Here is a 21,585-nt window from a genome sequence, read left to right on the forward strand (position 1 = left end):
TTATTGTTGGGTAATTGTATTTTAAGTAGACTATCCATTTTATTGTGCTTTTACAAGTGAAAAATCTGCTACTGCAGTAAGCAAAGCATCTTTCACCATGGTGACCATGCTTTCTTTGCTCATTGTAGTGCCATTTTGATTATAGATATTCAGGTTTTCGATAAGCTTGGTAATATTCAGGTTCCCGGTGTTTTGAGTCGCGCCACCTTTATCCGGCCCGGCTGTACTCATAACCTGAGTAGCTGCGACTCCACCAATCGGGCTCATCGTTGGTAATGCAGGAGTTGTTTTAAGATTAAAGCTGGAAATTGCAAGCATGGTCTCTTTAGGGCTGTTCTTTCCGGATTTTTCATTTTTAGATTCTCCGGCTTTGTCTTTCTGATCATCCTGGAAACTTTTCGCTCCCTTTTCTTTACCCACCTGTGCAGCAACCTTCAGATCTTTCATCCCATCAGAAGAGAAAATCTTATTCCACAGGTCTTTGATAGGTTTGATAAACTTCATGATCTTGTTCATAATCCCATCGAATAAATCGGAAATCCATTTCCAAATACCACTAAAAGCTTCTCTGATAGGTTTAATCAGCAGGTTATTGATCCATTTTCCAAAACCTGAAAAGGTTTTTATGATCCAGTTCCAGATGCCGGAGGCAAAACCAAGAATCGCTGTAAAAACAGTCTTAATCACATTCCAGATGCCTAAAAATATGCCTGTATATAATTCCCAGATAAACGTTGCTACGGGCTGGATAACAGAAGACCAAAGCCATTGCAGGCCAGTGCTAATCCCATTCCATACTGTTTGTATGAAGTCCCCAATCGCAGTAAACACACCTGAATAGACTTCCCGGATCAGTGCAGCAACAGGTTTAATTACCAGTTCCCATACCCGGTTGATCACTACACCAATGTTATAAAATACAGCTTGTGCAACTTCCCAGATACTGAAAAGGATCTCTCTGAATCGCTGAGAATTATCCCACAATAATTTGACAGCTACAACAACAGCGGCGATGGCGGCAATAATCCATCCTATCCCAGGAATACTCATAATAGCAGTCCCCACCCCGCTTAAAGCAGGAATAATGTTTTTTATGCCTGAACCTACCGAACTGATTACCGTTCCTAATGTCCCCATATTCTTGCCTATACCGTCTACAAGTCCGCCTACACTACCCATGCCTTTACTCAGTGTGTCCATAACTTCGCCAACACCGCCTAAGGTATCACCAATAGTACTTGTATAGCCACCGATATTGCCCACTACACGGCCAATTGTTCCTGTTACGCCCCCAATGCTTTCCATTGATGTACCCAGGCGCCCCATCAGGTCACCCACGTCACCCATGGTACTGCCCAGATTGGTAGAGAGTTCTCCCATGCTGCCAGATACCTGACCCATAGTGCCCATGACATTGCCTACATTGCTGGTTACTGTGCCCATTTTATTTATAAAAAGGCCCAGGCGGTCAATTGCATTACCGAAGTAACCGGTAATGCCCTGACTTTGTGCTGCAATCTGGTTCACCCTGAAGCGCATGTCTGCAGTACCATCTGCTTTTAATGGCCCGGATTGAACCCTGGTTGCAGACAATATATCTTTTCCGGCTTTCATGGCATCGGAAAAGCTTTTGCCAAGAGTTTTAAACGAATCTGAAGCGGTGTTCAGGTCAGTGGTTAGTTTTGTTAAGGAGAAAGAATCCTGGAAATCGACCATAGCCTTAGTCGTTTTCTTGATTGTCTGTTCGATCGTATTCAGACCCTTTTTTATATTCACAAAAACAGGGTCGCCATTGGTGATGAAGTTAATTGGAAAAGTAATGCCGCCGTCAGCCATGTTGGAGTATTGTTTTGTTAATTTGATATAATTGTTATTTATGTTCAGAACTGAACGTTGTTTAAAAGCCGGGGTATCGGCTTTATTCACGATACCCCTAGGCCCCAAACATCACTTTAAATAAATTCAGCCTGCCTGGTTTTCAAGTCGCCAGCGCTCCAGCCATTGTGCCTGGGCATGTAATTTTGCCCATTCACTAAGCTGTAGTCTTTCTGGATCGACACTGAAATTTGAGCGGATTAATGCATCGCCCTGCCACCTCCCGGTGTCTGTTTTGCTATTGTCCGGCTCGCCATTAAGCGAGCCTACAAGTTTTTTACGGTAACATTAAAAGAGTTCATATGTTGCGCAAGGCATTCTACAGCTTTTAACTTTAAAAAGTCACGCTGACTTAAAGCATCATCAGAAGCGATTACACAATTATCAAAAAGTGCGATAGTACCTTTAATCGCATTCTTCTCTCCTACTGCACCGGTAGCTTCCAGTGTTTTAAAATCAGGTTCTTTGAAAATTGCCTGATAAGTTGTACCAGCCTGTCTCACTTCTCCTAAAATTAAAAAACCATGCTTTTCTTTAAGCTGCAGGATCTCAATATCACTAAGTCCGCAGATTAGTTTTTCATTGTTTTCCATAATTAAATGCTCTTGTCTACTACGTGTGAAACGATTAATTCTAATTCTACTTCTTTACTCATATCGCCTTCCTTCCAGTCGAAAGCGTTCTTTTTAAATTCGCAATTCTTTAATACATGCGTAATTAGCGGACCTGCTTCAGGCTGATAATTTACTGTAATGCTAAATGGTGCAACACGGTGTAATTGTCCTTTTGGTGCACCGGATTTTAAAGCGAATACGGTTCCTGCTAGCAGGGTAATTGAAGCTGTCGTTGAAATGCGACCATAACCACGGCTTACTGGATTTCTTCCTGCACCATAGATATTTTCTTTTTCCATGACCTCTTCATACTTGATGGCTCTGATACCTGTTAACGGTACAGCGTCGATATTGACAATAATATCCGCCCATCCATATTCTCTACCGTTAATTAATGGCTCTAATGTGATTCCCATTTTTATTTTATTTTTGAAGTGTTAAACCAATTTTTACCGTAATTTCTCTCAAGGTCCCTACTGGTACCAGTTTTAATACGACTTCTAATTTTGAAGTCTTCAGGATCGGCTGATCAGGATTGATGATAACTTTATAGCCACTTAATTCACCGCTTCTTACCATCTGATCTAAAACATCATCACAGATAGACTCTAATGCCGATGCTGTTGAAGCCTGGATCTTTCCAGTATCAGGATCAACGTATGCAGGACCAGAAACTTTTGGTAAAAGCACTCTATTGATTTCTCTGATGGCTTTATCAATTGTTCTGTTATTTTCGATATAAGCAAAGTCACTGGTTAATTTTACTGCAGTGAAACTATCATTTAAGTAAGAACCAGCGATCCCGGTATATTTCGTACCGAATATGTACCCCTTCTCATGGACTGACTGTAATTGTGAAGGAGTATAGTCCCCGATTTTGCTTCCATCTGCAAAACCTAACACATCAAGCTCTCTGGCCATCTCTGTAAGTGCATCCAATGGTTTAGGATAGGCAGTAGATACCAGGTTTTGTTTTTCAACCCAGCCAATAGATTCCTGAACTTTTGCTTTAGAGACTGCTCCCAATACTGCCCCTAGACATGAAACACTACGATACATAGCGCCACTACTTTTAGCCAAATAACTTCCCTTTCCACCAGCATCCTGACCAATAACCACACTTACACGATCAGCATTGAAATCATGCAGGTTAGGTAAAAGTGGAATATCAGATGGAAGAATATTTGCAGCTAATAAGATACTCAAGGGAATATTTTGATTGCCCAATTCTGTTGCAATCTGCTGTAAGACCGATACACGGCCATCTATCATTGGCAATGATATCGGATCATAAACTGCAAGTTGCCTGATATTGCCTTCTGCAAAATTTTGTAAAGTTTTAACCTCATTATATATACCATCAAGCGCCACCGGAGCGTGGATATATAACTTTGCACCTTCATTGATCCTGAAAAACTCCTGTATATGATAAACCAGTAGAGGGTTTGACATAGATAGGTCATCAACTTCACTTGATGATAGTACCAATTTTCTAGGTACTTCTGCTTCGCCATAAACAATAAGTCCGCTAATGTGGTCGTTGCCTGAAAGCTGTCTTGCAAGCCCGCCGTTTTCTCTGATGAATTTTACACCGTTCATTGATTTGTTTTTGTTATTTTTTGAATTGTTTTGTTATTTAACTCTTTAGCATGATCCTTTGCAGCTGATTCCAAATAGAATGGACTGCCATCACTGGTCAGGTAATACACATCTACAGTTGGATGCGGTACAAATACCTTATTTGGGGTGTCTGTCTCCTTTTGCGGTTTAACCGCAGGTGTTCCTTTGTTTCTTTTTGCCATGTTGACTGGTTAATTATTGTTTAAAATTCTACTAAGTTGTAAGACAAGCCAAGGCCTAGTCCAGGTGAAAACTGGCCTTTAAAGGGATTATAGTAATAGCCGGCCAGTAAGCTCAGGCCAAGACGGGAGGATTTAGGTGCAGCAATCGTTAAGGACTGCATACCGTTGATAGAATCATCCGTTTGTCCGGACTGAGGATATCGGTATATTGTACATAAGGGGAGAACCAATTCTTTCTCTTTACGTAATCCTGCCGTAACAGTTTGATCTGATAATTAATATCAAAGGTGCCACCCGTTGTATCCAGGTTGAAACTTGCTGTTAAATAATCATCACGATAGACATAATGTTTCTTTTGAAGACTGTCAATGATGCTGGTTGCTCTCAGTGCGGTGACCTTCAGATTTGCGTTAAGTAAGGAAGCCTGCTGCAATTTCCTGGTTTTATCCAGGTTGTCCAGCCGCAAACTGTCCATTACAGATTTGCTGATGGGCAACTTACTGATGTCACCGTCACCAATGATTGCAGCTTTCCTTTCCAGCGTTACTTTGGTATATCCCTTCTGATCTACTGCAGTTGCTAATATTTTTGCAGCCGTTTTTGCTTCTTCAATGAGCGCCGGGGATCTTGTTTCATTTTGCTGTACCGACTGCGGCACCAGTTTGAATAGTTTAAAACTAAGCCAGACAGACAATTAAGGAAACTGCGGCAATTAATGCCAGTTGTAAGCCTTTTGTTTTCATCAGAACGAATTTGTTTTTAAGGGTTTCATCAGCGTAAATTATAGGTTGTTGTATTTTGAGTTTATAGGGTTCGGTTTACCGGTACTTATATCTGCTTATAGCAGTGCTGTCAACTGTCTTTTGTATTTGGAGGTTCGCCGACCGTTCTATTAAATAGGCCTTAAAAACCTCGTCTTTCTCTTTCCTTTCAGCTTTCACCATGTCTTCAAGCTGTTCGACCTTTCTTGAGTAATCCTCCTTTGCCGTGCTTGCATCAAACCGCTCGGTCACAATCACACTGACCAGAACCAGCGTAACCACATAAAGTGCATAAGCAAAGGGGGTCTGTGCAATCTCCTTCAAAGAGATCTTCTCCAAACTTTCTTGTATATTTTCCAATGGCTATGTGATTTTTAAACTTCATTTTCTGAAAATGCTCGGCTGTCGGTAAGCCTTATTTATTGACAGTTTCAGGTTTGTTTTTGAAGGCCGGTCTTCTGCAGGCTACTAGCCTGGTTTTATCAATCCAAGCCAGACCAACGGCATTACTTTGGTTGCCCCCATAGACCAAAAATGCTTTTTCATTCTCTCCGCAGTAAAACCCCACATGGCCACCTCCAGGGCGTTTAAAGACCAGAATGTCATTGAACGCCTCTTTTCCTTTTTGGACCTCAACTCCCCATTTCGACCATTCCAATGCTGCCAACAGCTTACTCCCAACTGTCTGATATCCGGCTCGCAAAACACAGATTCCTACAAACAACCCACACCATGGAATGTCATCATTTGTGTACCAGCCAGAAACGCCAGCTTCTTTAGCCCATACTAAAATGTTTGGGTTACTGTCTTTGCCGGGAATCTCCAGCAAGCCATAATGCTTGCGGGCCTCCACCCATATTCGTGGAGATTTGAAACTGTCAAGCCATGTAAATTTTTGTGGTAGTGCTTTCATCTCTCTTTTATTTATTGTTTATAATCAGGATAGGGTTATGCGGGTGGCACTAAGCCTCCCCGCCATTTGAACCTGTTTAATTAACCCTATTAACTAGACTCCGTTTACCGGCTTCCAAAATTTTGAAGTAACGATCAATCATACAAATGATAGCTTAAAACATTAGTCTGAGTGCACGAATGTTTCTGATTCACAGGTTTATTACTGATGAATTTTCAGGCTTGTAAACCTCAGCTGAATTTGTGCGGCATCTGATATTTTGTCGTCCTTACAATGACAAAGGTGTAGCATTTTTCAGGGCTAAAAAAATCGGCAATCAGGCATTGTAACTTTCATAACATTTTTTGTATCAGACAGATACAAGCATTGATCATCACTTTTTTTTAACCTTATTTTTCATAGAGATTTGTCTTTATAAAGTATTTGATATGAACGATTTGATCTTAAAAAACAAGAAAAAGAATCAGGCAAATGACCTGGTTAAAAGCACCATTATGATGGAACAGCAACAGCCAGCCTGAAATCAGACATGAATTAAACAGGGATGAGGAGGATGACGGATCTGATCCGGAGGTCTTCGACTTGCTTAAAACAGAAGATGAAACGGGTTCTCTGAACGAGGCCAGACGTTATTTTGAAAACGACCGGGTAAAGGTGAAGGAATCTCGCTTCACAGAAGAAAACACTTTAATGGAAGAAGGTTTCGATGATTGGTATTTTTAAACAATAGCCAATCAGAACGGGACTGGGATTTACCTGCTCTTAAACAAAAAGCCTGTTTTACAGCCTTCGAAGGGTGAATGTAAAACAGGCGCCAGGAGGGTATTATAGACTATTTAACTGGCGTAATTACCTTCACCCTTTAAAATTGCCCTTACAGTACGTGGACTGATGTAAAATTTAGACGCTGTTTTTTCTTCCAGCGCATCCAGGCGCCATTCGGGTTTCTGTTTTACCAATTCGTCAAAATAGTCTTTAACAGCTTGATTTCTAGATATAAATTGTTGCTGCCATCAATATAATTAGGTTAAGAGCGCTCCTTGGAGCATGATTTAATAAAAAGAATTAATTCTCATGATTTCCATATTATTTTCTTTTAATAATTTTCAAGTGATTTGTATCATATACATAAAATTGTTCCTGTGTATCGAACCGCTTAATTTTAAGACCAAAACCGTAAATAGTATTTTCTCCGCCTATAACCCTGCCTGTTGCGCAGAAATGAGGATGGTATTCGTTGATTACTTTTACTTCGCTCTCAGCATAATAAGCAATCATATTGTTCATTGAGTTATTCATAGCTTAATGTTTAATAATTTATATTTCAATTGGGTTAAATCGTTTACAGATTGAGTGCAAACCTGAAAGAATATCTCAATTTGTGATCAAAATTTTGCATCACCTCATCTTTTTGTGATAATTTTCAATTCCGGCCACTATTCAGGCTTACCTGATACCCCTCTTATAATTCTGCATCAGTTCGTTTATAACCTGATAGTTGCACTTATTCTTTTTTTATTTACTTTTGCATATTGTGTAGCTTGTCTTTCTTGTCAGAACAAACATACACACAATATGTGTTTAAATACAAATAAATATTCACAATATGAGGGAGATCTCAGGTAAATCACAGATCCTTAGCCAGATAAAATCGCATTACAACTTCAAAAACGACGCAGAATTTGCGCGTTACTTAGATATAAAGCCTAATACGCTATCTAACTGGCACAGTAGAAACACCATTGATTATGAATTGATAGTCACAAAATGTGCTGATATCGATGCAAACTGGTTACTGACTGGTCAGGGAGAGATGCTTAAGAATGAAGGACAGGAAGTTAGTGTTAGAAAACTAAGGACAGATATGCTAATGGACACACAAAATATTCCACTTTATGATGTACAGGCTAGTGCAGGTGTCATCGAATTACTTGGAAAAAAAAAACCGGCTCAAACAAGTGCCGATAGACTATATACGTATTCCAAAACTTCCTAAATGCGATGGCGCATTATATATCACAGGCGACAGTATGTATCCTTTGTTGAAATCGGGAGATATTGTGATGTATAAAGAGATCAAGGATATTGCACATAACATCATTTGGGGAGAAATGTACCTGACGTATATTGAACATAATGGCGATGAGTTCTTTTTCACAAAATACTTGCAGAGATCTGAAAAAGAAGGATTTGTAAAATTTGTTTCTCAGAACCAGCATCATCAGTCGATTGAATTTCCACTTCATGCGATCAAGGCTCTTGCAATGGTCAAAGCATCAATCAGGATAAATTCACAACTATAGAAAAAAATGAACAGCAAAAAAAAGCCTGTTATCGGATGATAACAGGCTTTTGAATATTTTGCTATTTATATTGCGGACCGGACGGGACTCGAACCCGCGACCTCCGCCGTGACAGGGCGGCATTCTAACCAGCTGAACTACCGGTCCGTTTTCCTTACGACAACTCAGCATAAATACTGTTTGGTTGTTTTCCGGACTGCAAATATACGTTAATTAATTAAAAAAAAACCATTTTAAAAAGTCTTCAATTTTAAACATCTCTCCTAATTAACTGAAAATGAGGAACTATTATTTTTTCGTTCTGCTAATAATTTCAGTTAAGCTCAACCACTCTTCGTTTTTCAGCCCTTTCTGCTCTCCTTTTTGCGTAGGATGCCCCTTGAAAAACAGAACAGGCATCTGCTTTTGGCCAGGAGGAAGGGCAGTTTCGTTTCCATCCCTGGTTATTGAATGCTTTAAAGAGCAAAATAATTCAACCGTTTTACCATCTGTTCTTGCCAGGAAATCTTTAATATCCCATGGATATCCCCAGTATTTTTTATCGTTCTCTATAATAACAGGATTAACATAAAGCAGTGTTTTATCCTTCCCCGTCTTTAAATTCTGGTCCACAAAAGTATAATCAGCCCCATCTTCATCACCTATCGCTTCATAAATTTCAGGCTCCGGGTCATTGTCCAGATTGATAAACCAACGGTAATGAAACCCATCAATAATATTGAAGCTTTTTGATCTTCTTAAAATTGGACGAAACCCAATATTCATCACCAACTCCTGTAGAATCAAGCTTCATTTTACAGATAAAGTCAGGGATTTTATCCCCGGTAAAATCAATTTCCTCCACGTAATTGATAGAGTCTTTAAGATATTGCTTCAGCTTGATGGGGGTCGTTATTTTTAGCGGCACGGTAAAACCAACATCGATAAACTTTTTCGCAGTATCATTGGCAACTGTATCAGCAGTTTTTGTCTGCTTTTTAACAGTAAACATGTATTTTTTATTTGATTTCCCTTCTTTTTCTGACCCGTTCTGACACGAGACAAGAAATAGTATTGGAATAATTAAAAGTATGATTGTTCTTTTCATTGTAAGGACTTAGAATTCCCGGATTTTAGCCTGTCAATATCAACTTGTTGTTGTTTTATTAATTGCATCAGGATTTCTATTTTCTTATTCTGTTCAATAAGATGTAACGTAAGCTCTTCCTGATGTTTGAGCAATGCTTTATTTAGATTACCCAATTCGACACCATCAGTTTCAACCTGCTGCGCAGATGGAAAGTCAGGCAAATGATTGTTTTTTTAATATAAACTTCAAGGTCCGATAATGACATTGGCTGATATACTTCTTTAAATACATAATCAGGCCATTCCGTAGTTTCTACTCTAATTTCACGAGCACGAATATTACCATTAACAGAAAGTTTCTCCTTAGGAGTAATGGTGCCTATTCCGACATTCCAGGCCGTGGAATTAAGAATAAGATCATTACCCAAATCATTAATATGCAGTGGTCTTCCTCCATGCGACTGTATCCAATTATAATCTATATTATATCCCATACGCAAATTGGGGCCATTCGCATTCCCTAGTATGAAAGTTGTACCATTGGAATCCTCTTCTGTATTGACAACTTGTAATTTGCCAATAGGGTTAGTAATTCCAATACCTACACTGCCATTAACACCAATCTGGTTTGTTTGCGCGTAAATGAATTGGATAGATAAGCAGAGACCTAAGGAGAAGGCTATTGTTTTCATATATGAGCGTTTATGTCAAGTGCAATTTAATGAAATTAGTTTAACCAAATCACAATAACGAAGAGCAATAAAAAAAAAAAAGCCTGTTATCTAAAGATAACTTTTTTTTATTTTAATCTAAATTAAGCGGACCGGACGGGACTCGAACCCGCGACCTCCGCCGTGACAGGGCGGCATTCTAACCAGCTGAACTACCGGTCCGTTTTCCCATTTGGGAATGCGAATATAGGAACTATAATCACATTCCCAAATTAATATTTCAATTATTTTAGACAAAAAACACAACTCATTAAGCTACAGAGCCTTCTTTCATCTTCTCTGCATTCTCAGCGAACTGTAATGCATCAATAAGCTCTTGTACTCCTCCGTCCATCACACCATTCAGGTTATATAAAGTCAACCCGATACGGTGATCTGTTACCCTTCCCTGAGGATAGTTGTAAGTTCTGATCTTAGCTGAACGGTCTCCTGTAGATACCATAGTTTTACGTCTCGAAGCGATATCTCCATTACGTTTCTGCAATTCGATATCATATAGCTTACTACGTAACATCTCCATCGCAATCTCTCTGTTACCTAACTGTGAGCGTTCCTGCTGACAAACAACAACCATACCTGATGGTCTATGCGTCAGCTGTACTTTAGTCTCAACCTTATTTACGTTCTGTCCACCAGCACCACCTGAGCGGGAAGTTTGAAGATCGATATCAGCAGGGTTTAAGTAGAAATCTATTTCCTCGGCTTCAGGCAATACAGCTACAGAAGCAGCTGAAGTATGTACCCTACCCTGAGTTTCTGTGTCAGGCACACGCTGTACACGGTGTACACCCGACTCATACTTCAATTGTCCGTATACATCTTCTCCGGTAACTTTCATAATCACCTCTTTGTATCCGCCTGCTGTACCTTCGGTAACATCCACAACTTCAACTTTCCAACGTTTTTGCTCAAAACGAGTAGTATACATTCTAAATAAATCACCAGCAAATAAAGCGGCTTCATCACCACCAGTACCACCTCTGATCTCGAATACTGCATTTTTAGAATCCTCAGGATCTACAGGAATCAGCATCAAACGAACGCGTTCTTCAATTTCCTCCTGCTGTTTTAACAGTAAATCCAGTTCTTCTTTAGCCATTTCACGCATTTCAGCGTCCTTCTCTGTAAGCAGGATTTCTTTGTTTGCGTCAATATTGCTCATTACATTCTTGTAAACCAGGTATTCATTTACAATCTTGGTAAGGTCTTTATATTCTTTATTTAACTGGGCAAAACGTTTCATATCCTGCATCGTATCAGGATTGGTCAGCTGCTCTTCGACATCTTCCCAGCGAATTTTTATAGCTTCTAATTTCTCTAACATAATATTTTTATTCAGCAAATAAATAATTGCTCCGACCCTTTCAACAACGTTAACGTAGCTAATATCCAGTGTTAATTACCGGGAATAGCATATCAGAAGGGTATACTGAAGCAATTGGTATTTATAGGATTACAAAAATAAGGTTTTTCATTGAAATATGTCATTGATTTTTAATGGTAATGAAGCTATCATGTGCTACTTAGTTTTTGTTCAATCGGTTTATGCTCTGCTTCACATGATGGTTTCATTGAAATATGTCATTGATTTTTAATTACACATTTAATCCCCAGTCTTTTCAAAGTACTTCAAACTCAACTCTTCGCCATCAAAAACAGCATAAGAATTAAATCCAAACCACTCCCCTATATTATAATATTTACTATTGTTACCCAGATCAACGATCATTGGTAAGTGACGGTGCCCATAAATGAAGTAATCATAATGCTGCTTTTTCAGTACATCCCGTGAATAAACGGCAAGCCATTCTTTATCTTCGCCCAGAAAGACTTCTTCTGAAGCAGTATTCACTATACGGCTATGACCGGACCAGCCAGTGGCGATGCCCAAACCAATTCTGGGTGGAAGTCTGAAAATAACCAGCGGCAAACTGGATTTCTAAAAATCTTTCTTAGAATTCTATAATTGGCATCTCCAGGCCCTAGTCCATCTCCATGATGCAGATAAAAACTCTTCCCTCCCCTATGGATAACCAGCTCATCACTAATTATTTCTATGCCCATTTCTTTGGTAAAATAATCATCGACCCACATGTCGTGGTTTCCTTTAAAAAAATAGATTTTAACACCGGCATCAGACATGGAAGCCAGCTTCCCTAGTAACCGGATATAACCCTTAGGCACAACTGTTTTATACTCAAACCAAAAATCAAAAATATCACCCATTAAAAACAACTCTGAACAAGTCGGTTCAATTGAAGTAAGCCAGCGTACAATTCTGTCTTCGCGAAGACGGCTTGTGGTATGATTTGGTGACCCTAAATGAAAATCAGAGGCAAAATATATGTTCTTTTTCATCAATATTCAAAGATAGTCAACCATTTTATCATTCATGTTCAAAAATATTTTTTACAGACAATCGGCCTTAACTATATGATAAAATGAATACATACCCCACTAGATTGGTCAACTTTGTCAAATCAGCCTCAATTTTACATCAAATGCAGACAATCGAGAATCATTACAAACAAATTTCGTAAATTCGCAACAAATTTAAATACATGATTTCTACAGATATAGCCATTATTGGCGCCGGACCCGTAGGTTTGTTTGCTATTTTCGAAGCAGGTTTGCTTAAAATGCGTTGTCATTTAATTGATTACTTACCTCAGGTTGGAGGTCAGCTCTCTGAGATTTATCCTAAAAAACCAATATATGATATCCCTGGTTATCCGAGCGTATTAGCTCAGGAACTAGTTGATAACCTGGTAGAACAAGCTAAACCTTTTCACCCTGGTTATACTTTAGGTGAACGTATTGAAGGATTAGAAAAAACGCGGTGAAGGCGATTTCGTTCTGACGACGAATATGGGTACAAAGATAGAAGCCAAAGTAGTTGTAATTGCTGCTGGGGATTTAGGATGTTTCGAACCTCGTAAACCTGCTGTTGCCGGATTAGAACAATTCGAAAACGGACGTGGTGTAAACTATATGATTTTAGATCCTGAACAATACAGGGGACAAAAAATGGTAATTGCCGGTGGTGGTGACTCTGCATTAGACTGGACTATTTTCCTGGCTGATATTGTAGAAGAATTAACACTTGTTCACCGTAGTGAAAGCTTCCGTGGCGCTCCGGATTCAGTGAATAAAGTAATGGAACTTGCTGAAAGCGGAAAAATCAACCTGGTATTAAACAGCAATCTGAATTCTGTATCAGGACATGGTAAACTGGAAAATGTAGAACTAGTACATAACCGCAGCCTGGAAAAAACAATTATCCCTGCCGATCACCTGATTCCTCTTTTTGGTTTAAGTCCAAAATTAGGCCCTATTGAGCAATGGAACCTGAACATTCATAAAAGTGCGATTGAAGTAAATACTGATGATTATTCTACGAATATCCCAGGTATTTATGCAATTGGCAATTGGCGATATCAACACTTATACTAACAAATTAAAACTAATCCTTTGTGGATTCCACGAAGCTGCATTAATGAGTCACAGTGCTTACCAGTACATGAATCCCGGTGTTAAATACACTATGAAATATACTACAGTTAACGGAGTAGCAGAATTTTAAATAATGGAAGAAAATAATATTACCGTACACGTTCAGAATCCTGATGGTACTTTGACTTCACTGGAAGCCCCTGTTGATATGGGGTTAAGTCTGATGGAATATCTGAAAGCCTGTGAGTACGACATTTTGGCTACCTGCGGAGGTATGGCTTTATGTGCGACCTGCTGTGTAGATGTTTTAGAGGGTGAAGAAAAATTAAAGGAAATGACAGATGACGAATATGCTATGCTGGATACTTTACCTGATCTTTTACCTAACTCAAGATTAGCATGCCAGTTACAGTTAAGTCATGACATGGACGGACTAGTCGTTAAATTACACGGAGTTAACTAATTACTATCACTTGTTCCTGCTATTATTTTCACAGGATCACCTATAGTTTTATAAGTACCCTCACCTTTTAATATTGCAAGCATTTTAGTGGTATTGCCAAGTAGTGATTTTGCTGCTTCAAGCTCTTTATCATACTGGAATGCTTGCATTACTTTACCTTTCTCAAAATAATATCTGCTCACAATCTGTGTTTCCAATATCCTTTTGATCTCCGCTTTATGCGTGAGCACTTCGGTTTTTTTAGCAATGAGCATCTTAGCTTTTAATGCTTCAAGATCTTTTTTAACCACATCAAGCTTCTGCTCCTTTTCGGCCTCAGCCCTAAGATCTGAAAGCAGTCTTTCTGTTGTAGAGACATAAGCATAGTCTTTACCATCCAATGAACTTGCAAACGCCAAATAGTCTTCATCAGATAACTGAAATTCAGTTGCCGGACTTATTGCAGCATGTTTCTTCTTATAGGCATTAGCAAAATCGAAAAACATACTTTTACTGATCAGAGAGATTTGTAATAGGGCTCAGCTTTGTAGCTCCGACTTCCACATCAGGATAAACACCGCTTCCGTTATATACGCTTCTGCCTGTTCTGGTTTTATACTTAGCAATCAGAGAATCAGCTATTTTCACATTTTTTCCTTCTGCATTTTTATGCGCATAATCCACAGCTTGTATACATCTGCCAGACGGGGTAAAATATTTTGCCACGGTAACTTTAACAAGGCTGTTATAAGGCAAATTAAAGGTCTGCTGAACCAATCCCTTACCATAACTCCGTTGTCCGATAATAACGCCCCTATCCAGATCCTGTAATGCTCCAGCTACTATTTCGGAGGCCGATGCTGAAGATCCATTAATTAGCACAGCCAGAGGCAGGTCTGGAAATAATGGCAGATTACTGGTTTTATAATTGATGGTTTTTTCAGGATTACGTCCTTTTTGGGTAACAACAACCAAATCTTTATTAACAAAAAGATTGACGATTTTTACAGCTTCCTGCAAAATACCTCCACCACCATTATATCTTAAATCAAGTATCATCCCTTTTGGATGCTGTTTATTCAGTTCAACAGCCGCATCCTGTACTTCCTGTGCAGAATTCTCCAGGAATTTATCTAAACGGATATAAGCAATATCGCCTATCATCCCCGAATAAGAAACATTAGGCTGTTTGATTTCATCTCTTACCAGTTGTTTTTGAATAACTGTTCCCTCTCTGACAATCAGCAGGTCTACAGCAGAGCCACGCGGACCACGAAGTAAGCGGCTTACCTCTATACGTTCTTTTCCCTTTACTTCAACCCCATTGATCTTTACAATCTGGTCTCCGGGCTGAATACCCATTTTAAATGCGGGATAACCTGAGCTCACTTCATTCACGAAAAGCTTTCCTTCTATAAAAACAGTACTTGCACCAATTCCACCAAACTGTGTACTCACATATTTCAGCTTATATTCTTCTATCTCAGATTCAGGAATATAAGTAGTGTAAGGATCCAGCGTTTCCAGCAGGCATCGATACCATTTTTCATTAAATCAGTAGGATTGGTCTCATCAACATAATTGACGCTAATCTCTTTGTACAGAGATGCGAAAATATCCAGGTTTTTAGACACCAGGAATAGATCCTCCTTGAAAGACCAGGTGAAGGACGCAAATGCAATAAGAGCAAACAGGAGTGCAAACTTATTTCGTTTCATGAGCATGCAAATTATTTAAGAGGATGAGTTTACATGCAACTTACCTTACAACCTGTTTCCGTTAGGATCAGCAAGTGCTTTATTAATCGTAAATTCTACATATCTGACATCCCTTTTCAACAAAGCCGTTAATTGATTAACCAACTGATCTTCCTGGCCAGGCGCAAATACCAAATTCTCTTTAGCCAAATCTCTGTATTTTCTAAGAACTTTGATTTTAACTCTTTCTGCTGTTTCAGGAGTGAATGTAAAGCTTGCCATAATATATTCTTTCCTGCAAAAATATGAAAAAAAAAAAAAAAAACATCTAAAGCCCCATCTAAAAACAACAACTAAGGTTCCCTCTGAAATTTAAAATCTATGGTTTCTTCTGAAACAACAATATCTAAAAGCCCCTTCTAAAAAAACAACAACTAAAGTTTCTCCTGAAATCTAAAATCTACGGTTCCTTCTGAAACAACAATATCTAAAAGCTTCTTCTAAATAACAACAACTAAAGTTCCTCCTGAAATTTAAAATCTACGGTTCCTTCTGAAACAACAATATCTAAAAGCTTCTTCTAAATAACAACAACTAAAGTTCCTCCTGAAATTTAAAATCTACGGTTCCTTCTGAAACAACAATATCTAAAAGCCCCTTCTAAAAACAACAACTAAAGTTTCTCCTGAAATTTAAAATCTACGGTTCCTTCTGAAACAACAATATCTAAAAGCTTCTTCTAAATAACAACAACTAAAGTTTCTCCTGAAATTTAAAATCTATGGTTTCTTCTGAAACAACAATATCTAAAAGCTTCTTCTAAATAACAACAACTAAAGTTTCTCCTGAAATTTAAAATCTATGGTTTCTTCTAAACAACAATATCTAAAAGCTTCTTCTAAATAACAACAACTAAAGTTCCTCCTGAAATTTAAAATCTACGGTTCCTTCTGAAACAACAATATCTAAAAGCCCCTTCTAAAAACAACAACTAAAGTTTCTCCTGAAATTTAAAATCTATGGTTTCTTCTAAACAACAATATCTAAAAGCTTCTTCTAAAATTAAGGCACCATCTAAATAAAGCGCCAACCAGCACACCCCCAATAGGATGAGTTAAAAAAGGGGATAACATGTTTTGTGACATCATTCATTCTATATGAATGCGGTCACAAAACATGTTATCCCCTTTTTTAATCGAAGACTCGAAATCTTTTTTATATTTACGTCTTCCTTAAATCCTCAAAAACTCCATACTAAAAATGGCAAGATTAAATCTTTTGGAAGAAACACGTTTTGAAAAACTCCCTGTTTCAGTATTTGATAATCCAGCAACAGCATCCCCTTAACGTTGCGCAGCGTATCGCCAATCTCATAAGAGACAAACAAGAAAAGAAGCAAAAGGCAATTATAGGCCTTGCAACAGGTGCTACACCAGTTGCCGTATACGCAGAGCTTGTTCGTTTACACAAAGAAGAAAATCTTAGCTTCAGTAATGTCATCACTTTCAACCTGGATGAATATTATCCAATGCAGCCTGATGCTGCACAGAGTTATGTGACTTTTATGAAAGAGCATTTATTTGATCACATTGATATCCCTAAAGAAAATATCAATATTCCTGATGGTACATTAAGTCTTGAGGCTATTCCGGCATTCTGTCTGGAATATGAACGCAAAATTGGTGAGCTTGGCGGTCTTGACATTCAAATTCTCGGAATTGGACGTACAGGACACATTGGTTTTAACGAGCCAGGTTCTGCACCAAATTCAGGAACCCGCCTGGTTACACTCGATGATCTGACCAGAAGAGATGCAGCAAGAGACTTCGGTGGTAAATCTTTTGTCCCCTTCAAAAGCAATTACGATGGGAATCGGAACTATCTTCAAAGCGCGTGAAATCATATTGATGGCATGGAGCCAAAAGAAAGCTTCTATTATCAAAAAGGCTGTTGAAGGAGAAATTTCAAGTGAAGTACCTGCTACTTATTTACAACTTTCTGATCATGTAGAATTTATTCTGGATAAAGACGCAGCTTCATCACTTACCCGTTTTGATACTCCATGGCTTGTTAAAGATTGTGTTTGGGAAGATAAGTTAATTAGAAAAGCCGTAATCTGGCTGGCCAACACCTTGAAAAAGCCAATTCTAAAACTTACCGAAGATGATTTCAATAATCATGGTATGGCACAGCTAGCCATTGAGAGAGGGCCTGTCTATAATATCAACATTCATATATTCAATAAACTACAACATACAATAACCGGATGGCCAGGAGGAAAGCCAAATGCAGATGACTCTCAGCGTCCCGAAAGAGCAAAACCGGCTAAAAAAAGGGTCGTTATTTTCTCTCCGCATCCGGATGATGATGTAATTTCAATGGGTGGTACTTTTATCCGCCTCGTAGATCAGCAGCACGATGTTCATGTTGCTTACCAGACTTCGGGTAATACAGCTGTATGGGATGACGATGCTTTAAGATTCGTAGAATTCAGCATTGACTTTGCAGAGAAAATGGGATTAGATCAAAAGGAGCTGAAAGATATTTATCAGAACATGCGCGCCTTTATTGCGGAAAAACAGCCTAATCAGGTAGATACACCAGAAATCCAGTCTGTAAAAGGATTGATCAGAAAAGGTGAAGCCATAGCAGGAGCACGCTATTGTGGTCTTGAAGATGACCATATCCATTTTATGGCGCTGCCTTTTTATGAAAGCGGTAAAAACAAAAAGAACCCGGTAACTAATCTGGATGTCGAAATGACGATGGATTTATTACAAAAAGTTAAACCCGAGCAGATCTTTGCTGCCGGAGATTTTGAAGATCCGCATGGTACACACCTGGTTTGCTTTAATATAATCATTGAGGCTATGAACCGTCTGCGAAAAACAGAAGAATGGGCAAAGGATTGCTGGTTATGGATGTACCGTGGCGCATGGCAGGAATTCGATACACACGAAATTGAAATGGCAGTTCCACTTAGTCCTCAGGAATTGCTGAAAAAGAAATATGCCATTTTCAAACATCAGTCACAAAAAGACCGAGCAGTATTTCCGGGCGATGATGCCAGAGAATTCTGGGAGCGCGCCGAGGATAGAAACCGCGAAACGGCAAGAGCATATGACGACTTAGGATTAGCAGAATACGAAGCTATGGAAGCTTTCGTCCGCTGGAAATTCTAAAATTATTTTATTTACAAGCTTAGCGCCTGTTTAAGAAATCATTCAAAAACTATATTAACATAAGGTTTTTGAACGTTTCTTAAACAGGCGCTTAAATTAAACCCATATGTATAAAAATATCATCCCGATAATCGGATTAACTGTACTTGCTGCAATTAACAACCCAGTATCAGGACAACAAAAAACTACCGCACACAAATCCACTGTCCAACAAGCTGGAAAACTGATTCCTAATGACCCGGCAGTTAAAATCGGCAAACTTCCAAATGGACTTACCTATTATATCAGGAAAAACACAGAGCCTAAAAACAGGGCTGAGCTTTATCTGGCCAATCGCATAGGCTCTTTAATGGAAAATGATGACCAGCGAGGGCTAGCACATTTTACAGAACACATGGCTTTTAACGGCACTAAAGATTTCCCTAAAAATGAGATTATTAATTATCTGCAAAAGGCAGGTGTGCGTTTTGGAGCTGACTTAAATGCCTATACCTCTTTTGACCAGACAGTTTACCAGCTGCCAATTCCTACAGACAGTGCAGAACTCTTTAAAACCGGCTTTAAAATCCTCGCCAACTGGGCGGGAAAAATCAGCATGGAATCAGACGAGATAGATAGAGAACGAGGCGTAATTATCGAAGAGGACCGCCAAAGCGGCAAGAATTCGGGAGAGAGAGAATCAGAAAACAACTGCTCCCTATCTTACTCAAAGATTCCCGCTATGAAAATCGCATTCCTATTGGAAAAGTTGATTTATTAAAAACCTTTACACACGATAAGATCAGGAATTTTTATGCAGACTGGTACAGACCTGATTTACAGGCTGTCATTGCTGTAGGAGATTTTGACGTGAATGAAGTTGAAAAATTAATTATAGCAAACTTCTCTGACTTAAAAAACCCTGTCAAAGAAAGGGAGAGATTAAAATATGATCTTCCTGACAACAAAACCCCGCTTGTTAAAATTATTACTGATCCTGAACAGCAGTACAATATTGCCTCAGTAACCTGGAAACAACGCGGAAATATTTTAAAAACTACTGCAGACCAGAGGAAAAACATTGTGTACAGCATGATTAACTCCATGTTATCTGCACGCTTTCAGGAGATCATGGAGAAGGACAATGCTCCATTTTTATTTGCTCAAAGTTCATTTGGTGGTTATCAGGGAGGGCTTGTGCCCGAGATCAATGCTTTTCAAACCACAGTTGGGGCCAAATCAGGTAAAGAACTGGAACATGCCCTTACTGCAGCAATTGCCGAAAGTGAAAGAGCCGTAAGATTTGGGTTCCTGCAATCAGAACTTGATGTCGTTAAGAAAAACATTGAGGCCGGGAATGAAATTTTACTCAAAGAGAAAGACAAAACTTCGTCAGGTGCTTTTATGGGTGAATATCTGAGTCATTTCCTTACGGGATCTGCTATAGGATCAATTGATTTCAATTATGCCGATACGAAACAAAATTTAAAGACGATTACACTGGCAGAAGTTAATGCACTGGCAAAAACGCTGATTACAAAAGACAATCAAATTATAATCGTACAGGCTCCCGAAAAGGAAAAGGCGAACCTGCCGACCAAACCCCAGCTACTTGCTGTCTTTACCAATGCAGGAAAAAATCTGAAACCTTATGTGGATAATACAGTGAACAAGCCTCTTTTAGCGCAGCCGCCAGTAGCTGGTAAAGTAACCGCAGAAAAGAAATTCGAGGACATAGGCGTAACAGAGTGGACGCTAAGTAATGGGATTAAAGTTTTGTTGAAACCAACGGATTTCAAAAATGACCAGATTCTCTTCAGTTCATTTTCCAAAGGGGGAACTTCTTTAGCAAATCCAGCAGATTATCAATCTGCTGACAACGCCGGGATCATCCCGCAAAGTGGCTTGGGAGATTTCAATCCTTCACAATTAAACAGATTACTTGCAGGAAATACAGGTAGTGCGAGTGCTTATCTTGGCGAATTGTACCAGGGGTTTAGCGGAAGTGCTTCTCCTAAAGATTTGGAAAATGCCTTACAAATGGTTGTGGCATCTGCCCTGAACCCACGTAAAGACACTGAAATTTTCAAGAAGTGGATCAGTGATGCAAAGGTAAGCCTGGAGAATAAAAATGCCGAGCCTGAAAGTGTTTTTGCAGATACCGTACAAGCAGTTCTTTCTTCTTATAACAAAAGGAGCATGCCTTATACACTGTCTGACCTGGACAAAATCTCTCTGGACAAGGCTTTTGATTTCTATAAAGGCCGTTTTGCTGACCTTGGAGAACAAACCTTTATATTTGTAGGTAACTTTGACCTGAACACAATTAAACCCCTTATAGAGACTTATATTGCAGGTCTGCCTGCACTGAATAAGAAAACTGATTTCGTGGACTTAGGAGCACGCACGCCAAATGGCACCATTAGTAAAACTGTTCATAAAGGATTAGAAGATAAAGCCAGTGTCCAGCTATATATCCACGGAGACTATGATTATACAGCAGCAAATAATGTACAGCTCGATGCACTGAACAGTGCTTTAGAAATTAAAATACTGGAAAGACTACGTGAAAAAGAAAGTGGAGTTTATTCTCCGGGAGTTTCGCTGAGTGTCAGTAAGTATCCAAACGCACATTATTATTTTGTCATCTCTTTCAGCTGTGCACCTGCAAATGTAGAAAAAAACTATAGCCGCAGCATTAGATGAAGTAAAAAGTATTAGAACCAATGGAGCAACGGCACAGGATATCATTAAGTTCAAATCTG

General features: G+C 39.0%; 30 protein-coding genes, 2 tRNA genes and 1 pseudogene. 9 read left to right on the forward strand and 24 right to left on the reverse strand.

The features are described from left to right. Positions 1–39: 39 nt before the first annotated feature. From ACWYN3_RS26765 to ACWYN3_RS26805, 9 genes are all read right to left on the reverse strand, one after another. On the reverse strand, positions 40–1,836 hold the full coding sequence (locus ACWYN3_RS26765; protein WP_456217095.1) for a phage tail protein: 1,797 nt from the start codon (positions 1,834–1,836) through the stop codon (positions 40–42). A 305-nt stretch (positions 1,837–2,141) separates the two neighbouring features. Next, positions 2,142–2,468, reverse strand: coding sequence for a hypothetical protein (locus ACWYN3_RS26770; protein ID WP_456217096.1), 327 nt, complete (start codon positions 2,466–2,468; stop codon positions 2,142–2,144). A 2-nt stretch (positions 2,469–2,470) separates the two neighbouring features. Next, entirely contained in the window at positions 2,471–2,905 is a 435-nt protein-coding gene (locus ACWYN3_RS26775; protein ID WP_456217097.1) for a hypothetical protein, read from the reverse strand. Between the two features lie 7 nt (positions 2,906–2,912). After that, a complete protein-coding gene (locus ACWYN3_RS26780) occupies positions 2,913–4,088 on the reverse strand; it encodes a DUF2586 family protein (protein WP_456217098.1) in 1,176 nt (391 codons plus the stop codon). Beyond that, positions 4,085–4,291, reverse strand: a complete 207-nt coding sequence (locus ACWYN3_RS26785; protein ID WP_456217099.1) for a hypothetical protein — start codon at positions 4,289–4,291, stop codon at positions 4,085–4,087. The genes ACWYN3_RS26780 and ACWYN3_RS26785 overlap by 4 nt, the downstream gene beginning before the upstream one ends. Before the next feature lie 20 nt (positions 4,292–4,311). Continuing rightward, on the reverse strand, positions 4,312–4,452 hold the full coding sequence (locus ACWYN3_RS26790; RefSeq protein WP_456217100.1) for a hypothetical protein: 141 nt from the start codon (positions 4,450–4,452) through the stop codon (positions 4,312–4,314). Then, positions 4,440–4,949, reverse strand: coding sequence for a hypothetical protein (locus ACWYN3_RS26795; RefSeq protein WP_456217101.1), 510 nt, complete (start codon positions 4,947–4,949; stop codon positions 4,440–4,442). Before ACWYN3_RS26795 ends, ACWYN3_RS26790 begins: the two co-directional genes overlap by 13 nt. Positions 4,950–5,109: 160 nt before the next feature. Continuing rightward, positions 5,110–5,412 (reverse strand): hypothetical protein, encoded by a 303-nt coding sequence (locus ACWYN3_RS26800; protein WP_456217102.1) that lies wholly within the window; start codon positions 5,410–5,412, stop codon positions 5,110–5,112. Between the two features lie 55 nt (positions 5,413–5,467). Further along, positions 5,468–5,965 carry a TIGR02594 family protein gene (locus ACWYN3_RS26805; RefSeq protein WP_456217103.1) on the reverse strand — a complete coding sequence of 166 codons (498 nt, stop codon included), beginning with the start codon at positions 5,963–5,965 and terminating at the stop codon, positions 5,468–5,470. A gap of 582 nt (positions 5,966–6,547) precedes the next feature. Between ACWYN3_RS26805 and ACWYN3_RS26810 the strand changes: the two genes are divergently transcribed. Continuing rightward, on the forward strand, positions 6,548–6,688 hold the full coding sequence (locus ACWYN3_RS26810) for a hypothetical protein (RefSeq protein WP_456217104.1): 141 nt from the start codon (positions 6,548–6,550) through the stop codon (positions 6,686–6,688). Between the two features lie 113 nt (positions 6,689–6,801). On the opposite strand, the gene ACWYN3_RS26815 is transcribed toward ACWYN3_RS26810, so the two are convergent. Together ACWYN3_RS26815 and ACWYN3_RS26820 are read right to left on the reverse strand one after the other, a co-directional pair. Beyond that, positions 6,802–6,924: a hypothetical protein gene (locus ACWYN3_RS26815; protein ID WP_456217105.1), complete on the reverse strand. Its 123-nt coding sequence runs from the start codon at positions 6,922–6,924 to the stop codon at positions 6,802–6,804. 127 nt (positions 6,925–7,051) lie between these two features. After that, positions 7,052–7,264: a hypothetical protein gene (locus tag ACWYN3_RS26820; RefSeq protein WP_456217106.1), complete on the reverse strand. Its 213-nt coding sequence runs from the start codon at positions 7,262–7,264 to the stop codon at positions 7,052–7,054. Between the two features lie 307 nt (positions 7,265–7,571). On the opposite strand from ACWYN3_RS26820, the gene ACWYN3_RS26825 reads away from it, so the two are divergent. Continuing rightward, complete coding sequence (locus ACWYN3_RS26825; RefSeq protein ID WP_456217107.1) at positions 7,572–7,961, forward strand: helix-turn-helix domain-containing protein; 390 nt, start codon at positions 7,572–7,574, stop codon at positions 7,959–7,961. Beyond that, a complete protein-coding gene (locus tag ACWYN3_RS26830; RefSeq protein WP_456217108.1) occupies positions 7,924–8,268 on the forward strand; it encodes a S24 family peptidase in 345 nt (114 codons plus the stop codon). The genes ACWYN3_RS26825 and ACWYN3_RS26830 overlap by 38 nt, the downstream gene beginning before the upstream one ends. Positions 8,269–8,341: 73 nt before the next feature. Here the strand turns inward: ACWYN3_RS26830 and ACWYN3_RS26835 are convergent. The 9 genes from ACWYN3_RS26835 to ACWYN3_RS26875 form a co-directional block, all read right to left on the reverse strand. After that, positions 8,342–8,415: transfer RNA gene (locus tag ACWYN3_RS26835), tRNA-Asp, on the reverse strand. 141 nt (positions 8,416–8,556) lie between these two features. After that, positions 8,557–9,033, reverse strand: coding sequence for a hypothetical protein (locus tag ACWYN3_RS26840; RefSeq protein WP_456217109.1), 477 nt, complete (start codon positions 9,031–9,033; stop codon positions 8,557–8,559). Next, positions 8,978–9,355, reverse strand: coding sequence for a hypothetical protein (locus ACWYN3_RS26845; RefSeq protein WP_456217110.1), 378 nt, complete (start codon positions 9,353–9,355; stop codon positions 8,978–8,980). Before ACWYN3_RS26845 ends, ACWYN3_RS26840 begins: the two co-directional genes overlap by 56 nt. After that, complete coding sequence (locus ACWYN3_RS26850; protein ID WP_456217111.1) at positions 9,352–9,510, reverse strand: hypothetical protein; 159 nt, start codon at positions 9,508–9,510, stop codon at positions 9,352–9,354. Before ACWYN3_RS26850 ends, ACWYN3_RS26845 begins: the two co-directional genes overlap by 4 nt. Beyond that, a complete protein-coding gene (locus ACWYN3_RS26855; RefSeq protein WP_456217112.1) occupies positions 9,498–10,028 on the reverse strand; it encodes a hypothetical protein in 531 nt (176 codons plus the stop codon). The genes ACWYN3_RS26850 and ACWYN3_RS26855 overlap by 13 nt, the downstream gene beginning before the upstream one ends. A gap of 127 nt (positions 10,029–10,155) precedes the next feature. Further along, a tRNA-Asp gene (locus tag ACWYN3_RS26860) sits at positions 10,156–10,229 on the reverse strand. A gap of 88 nt (positions 10,230–10,317) precedes the next feature. Then, positions 10,318–11,391, reverse strand: coding sequence for a peptide chain release factor 1 (gene prfA, locus ACWYN3_RS26865; RefSeq protein ID WP_456217113.1), 1,074 nt, complete (start codon positions 11,389–11,391; stop codon positions 10,318–10,320). A 279-nt stretch (positions 11,392–11,670) separates the two neighbouring features. Next, positions 11,671–11,919 carry a hypothetical protein gene (locus ACWYN3_RS26870; protein ID WP_456217114.1) on the reverse strand — a complete coding sequence of 83 codons (249 nt, stop codon included), beginning with the start codon at positions 11,917–11,919 and terminating at the stop codon, positions 11,671–11,673. Beyond that, positions 11,919–12,425: a UDP-2,3-diacylglucosamine diphosphatase gene (locus tag ACWYN3_RS26875; RefSeq protein WP_456217115.1), complete on the reverse strand. Its 507-nt coding sequence runs from the start codon at positions 12,423–12,425 to the stop codon at positions 11,919–11,921. Before ACWYN3_RS26875 ends, ACWYN3_RS26870 begins: the two co-directional genes overlap by 1 nt. Positions 12,426–12,628: 203 nt before the next feature. On the opposite strand from ACWYN3_RS26875, the gene ACWYN3_RS26880 reads away from it, so the two are divergent. The 3 genes from ACWYN3_RS26880 to ACWYN3_RS26890 all read left to right on the forward strand — a co-directional run bounded on the left by ACWYN3_RS26880 (position 12,629) and on the right by ACWYN3_RS26890 (position 13,983). Further along, a complete protein-coding gene (locus tag ACWYN3_RS26880) occupies positions 12,629–12,910 on the forward strand; it encodes an NAD(P)/FAD-dependent oxidoreductase (RefSeq protein ID WP_456217116.1) in 282 nt (93 codons plus the stop codon). A gap of 25 nt (positions 12,911–12,935) precedes the next feature. Further along, entirely contained in the window at positions 12,936–13,520 is a 585-nt protein-coding gene (locus tag ACWYN3_RS26885; protein ID WP_456217117.1) for an NAD(P)/FAD-dependent oxidoreductase, read from the forward strand. Between the two features lie 133 nt (positions 13,521–13,653). Beyond that, entirely contained in the window at positions 13,654–13,983 is a 330-nt protein-coding gene (locus ACWYN3_RS26890) for a 2Fe-2S iron-sulfur cluster-binding protein (RefSeq protein ID WP_456217118.1), read from the forward strand. On the opposite strand, the gene ACWYN3_RS26895 is transcribed toward ACWYN3_RS26890, so the two are convergent. From ACWYN3_RS26895 to ACWYN3_RS26910, 4 genes are read right to left on the reverse strand one after another with little or no spacing between them, the layout of a single operon-like run. After that, positions 13,980–14,468, reverse strand: coding sequence for a hypothetical protein (locus ACWYN3_RS26895; RefSeq protein ID WP_456217119.1), 489 nt, complete (start codon positions 14,466–14,468; stop codon positions 13,980–13,982). The genes ACWYN3_RS26890 and ACWYN3_RS26895 overlap by 4 nt on opposite strands. A gap of 4 nt (positions 14,469–14,472) precedes the next feature. After that, positions 14,473–15,492, reverse strand: coding sequence for a S41 family peptidase (locus ACWYN3_RS26900; protein ID WP_456223164.1), 1,020 nt, complete (start codon positions 15,490–15,492; stop codon positions 14,473–14,475). Then, positions 15,441–15,680 (reverse strand): hypothetical protein, encoded by a 240-nt coding sequence (locus ACWYN3_RS26905; protein ID WP_456217120.1) that lies wholly within the window; start codon positions 15,678–15,680, stop codon positions 15,441–15,443. The genes ACWYN3_RS26900 and ACWYN3_RS26905 overlap by 52 nt, the downstream gene beginning before the upstream one ends. Before the next feature lie 45 nt (positions 15,681–15,725). Then, positions 15,726–15,941 (reverse strand): hypothetical protein, encoded by a 216-nt coding sequence (locus ACWYN3_RS26910; RefSeq protein WP_456217121.1) that lies wholly within the window; start codon positions 15,939–15,941, stop codon positions 15,726–15,728. Positions 15,942–16,919: 978 nt separating this feature from the next. On the opposite strand from ACWYN3_RS26910, the pseudogene nagB reads away from it, so the two are divergent. The 3 genes and pseudogenes from nagB to ACWYN3_RS26925 all read left to right on the forward strand — a co-directional run bounded on the left by nagB (position 16,920) and on the right by ACWYN3_RS26925 (position 21,526). Next, positions 16,920–18,841: pseudogene (gene nagB / locus ACWYN3_RS26915) on the forward strand (glucosamine-6-phosphate deaminase). A 106-nt stretch (positions 18,842–18,947) separates the two neighbouring features. Then, entirely contained in the window at positions 18,948–19,601 is a 654-nt protein-coding gene (locus tag ACWYN3_RS26920) for a M16 family metallopeptidase (protein WP_456217122.1), read from the forward strand. Between the two features lie 20 nt (positions 19,602–19,621). Then, complete coding sequence (locus tag ACWYN3_RS26925) at positions 19,622–21,526, forward strand: M16 family metallopeptidase (protein WP_456223165.1); 1,905 nt, start codon at positions 19,622–19,624, stop codon at positions 21,524–21,526. The last annotated feature ends 59 nt before the right edge of the window (positions 21,527–21,585 follow it).

The sequence above is a fragment of the Pedobacter sp. NJ-S-72 genome (assembly GCF_053890575.1).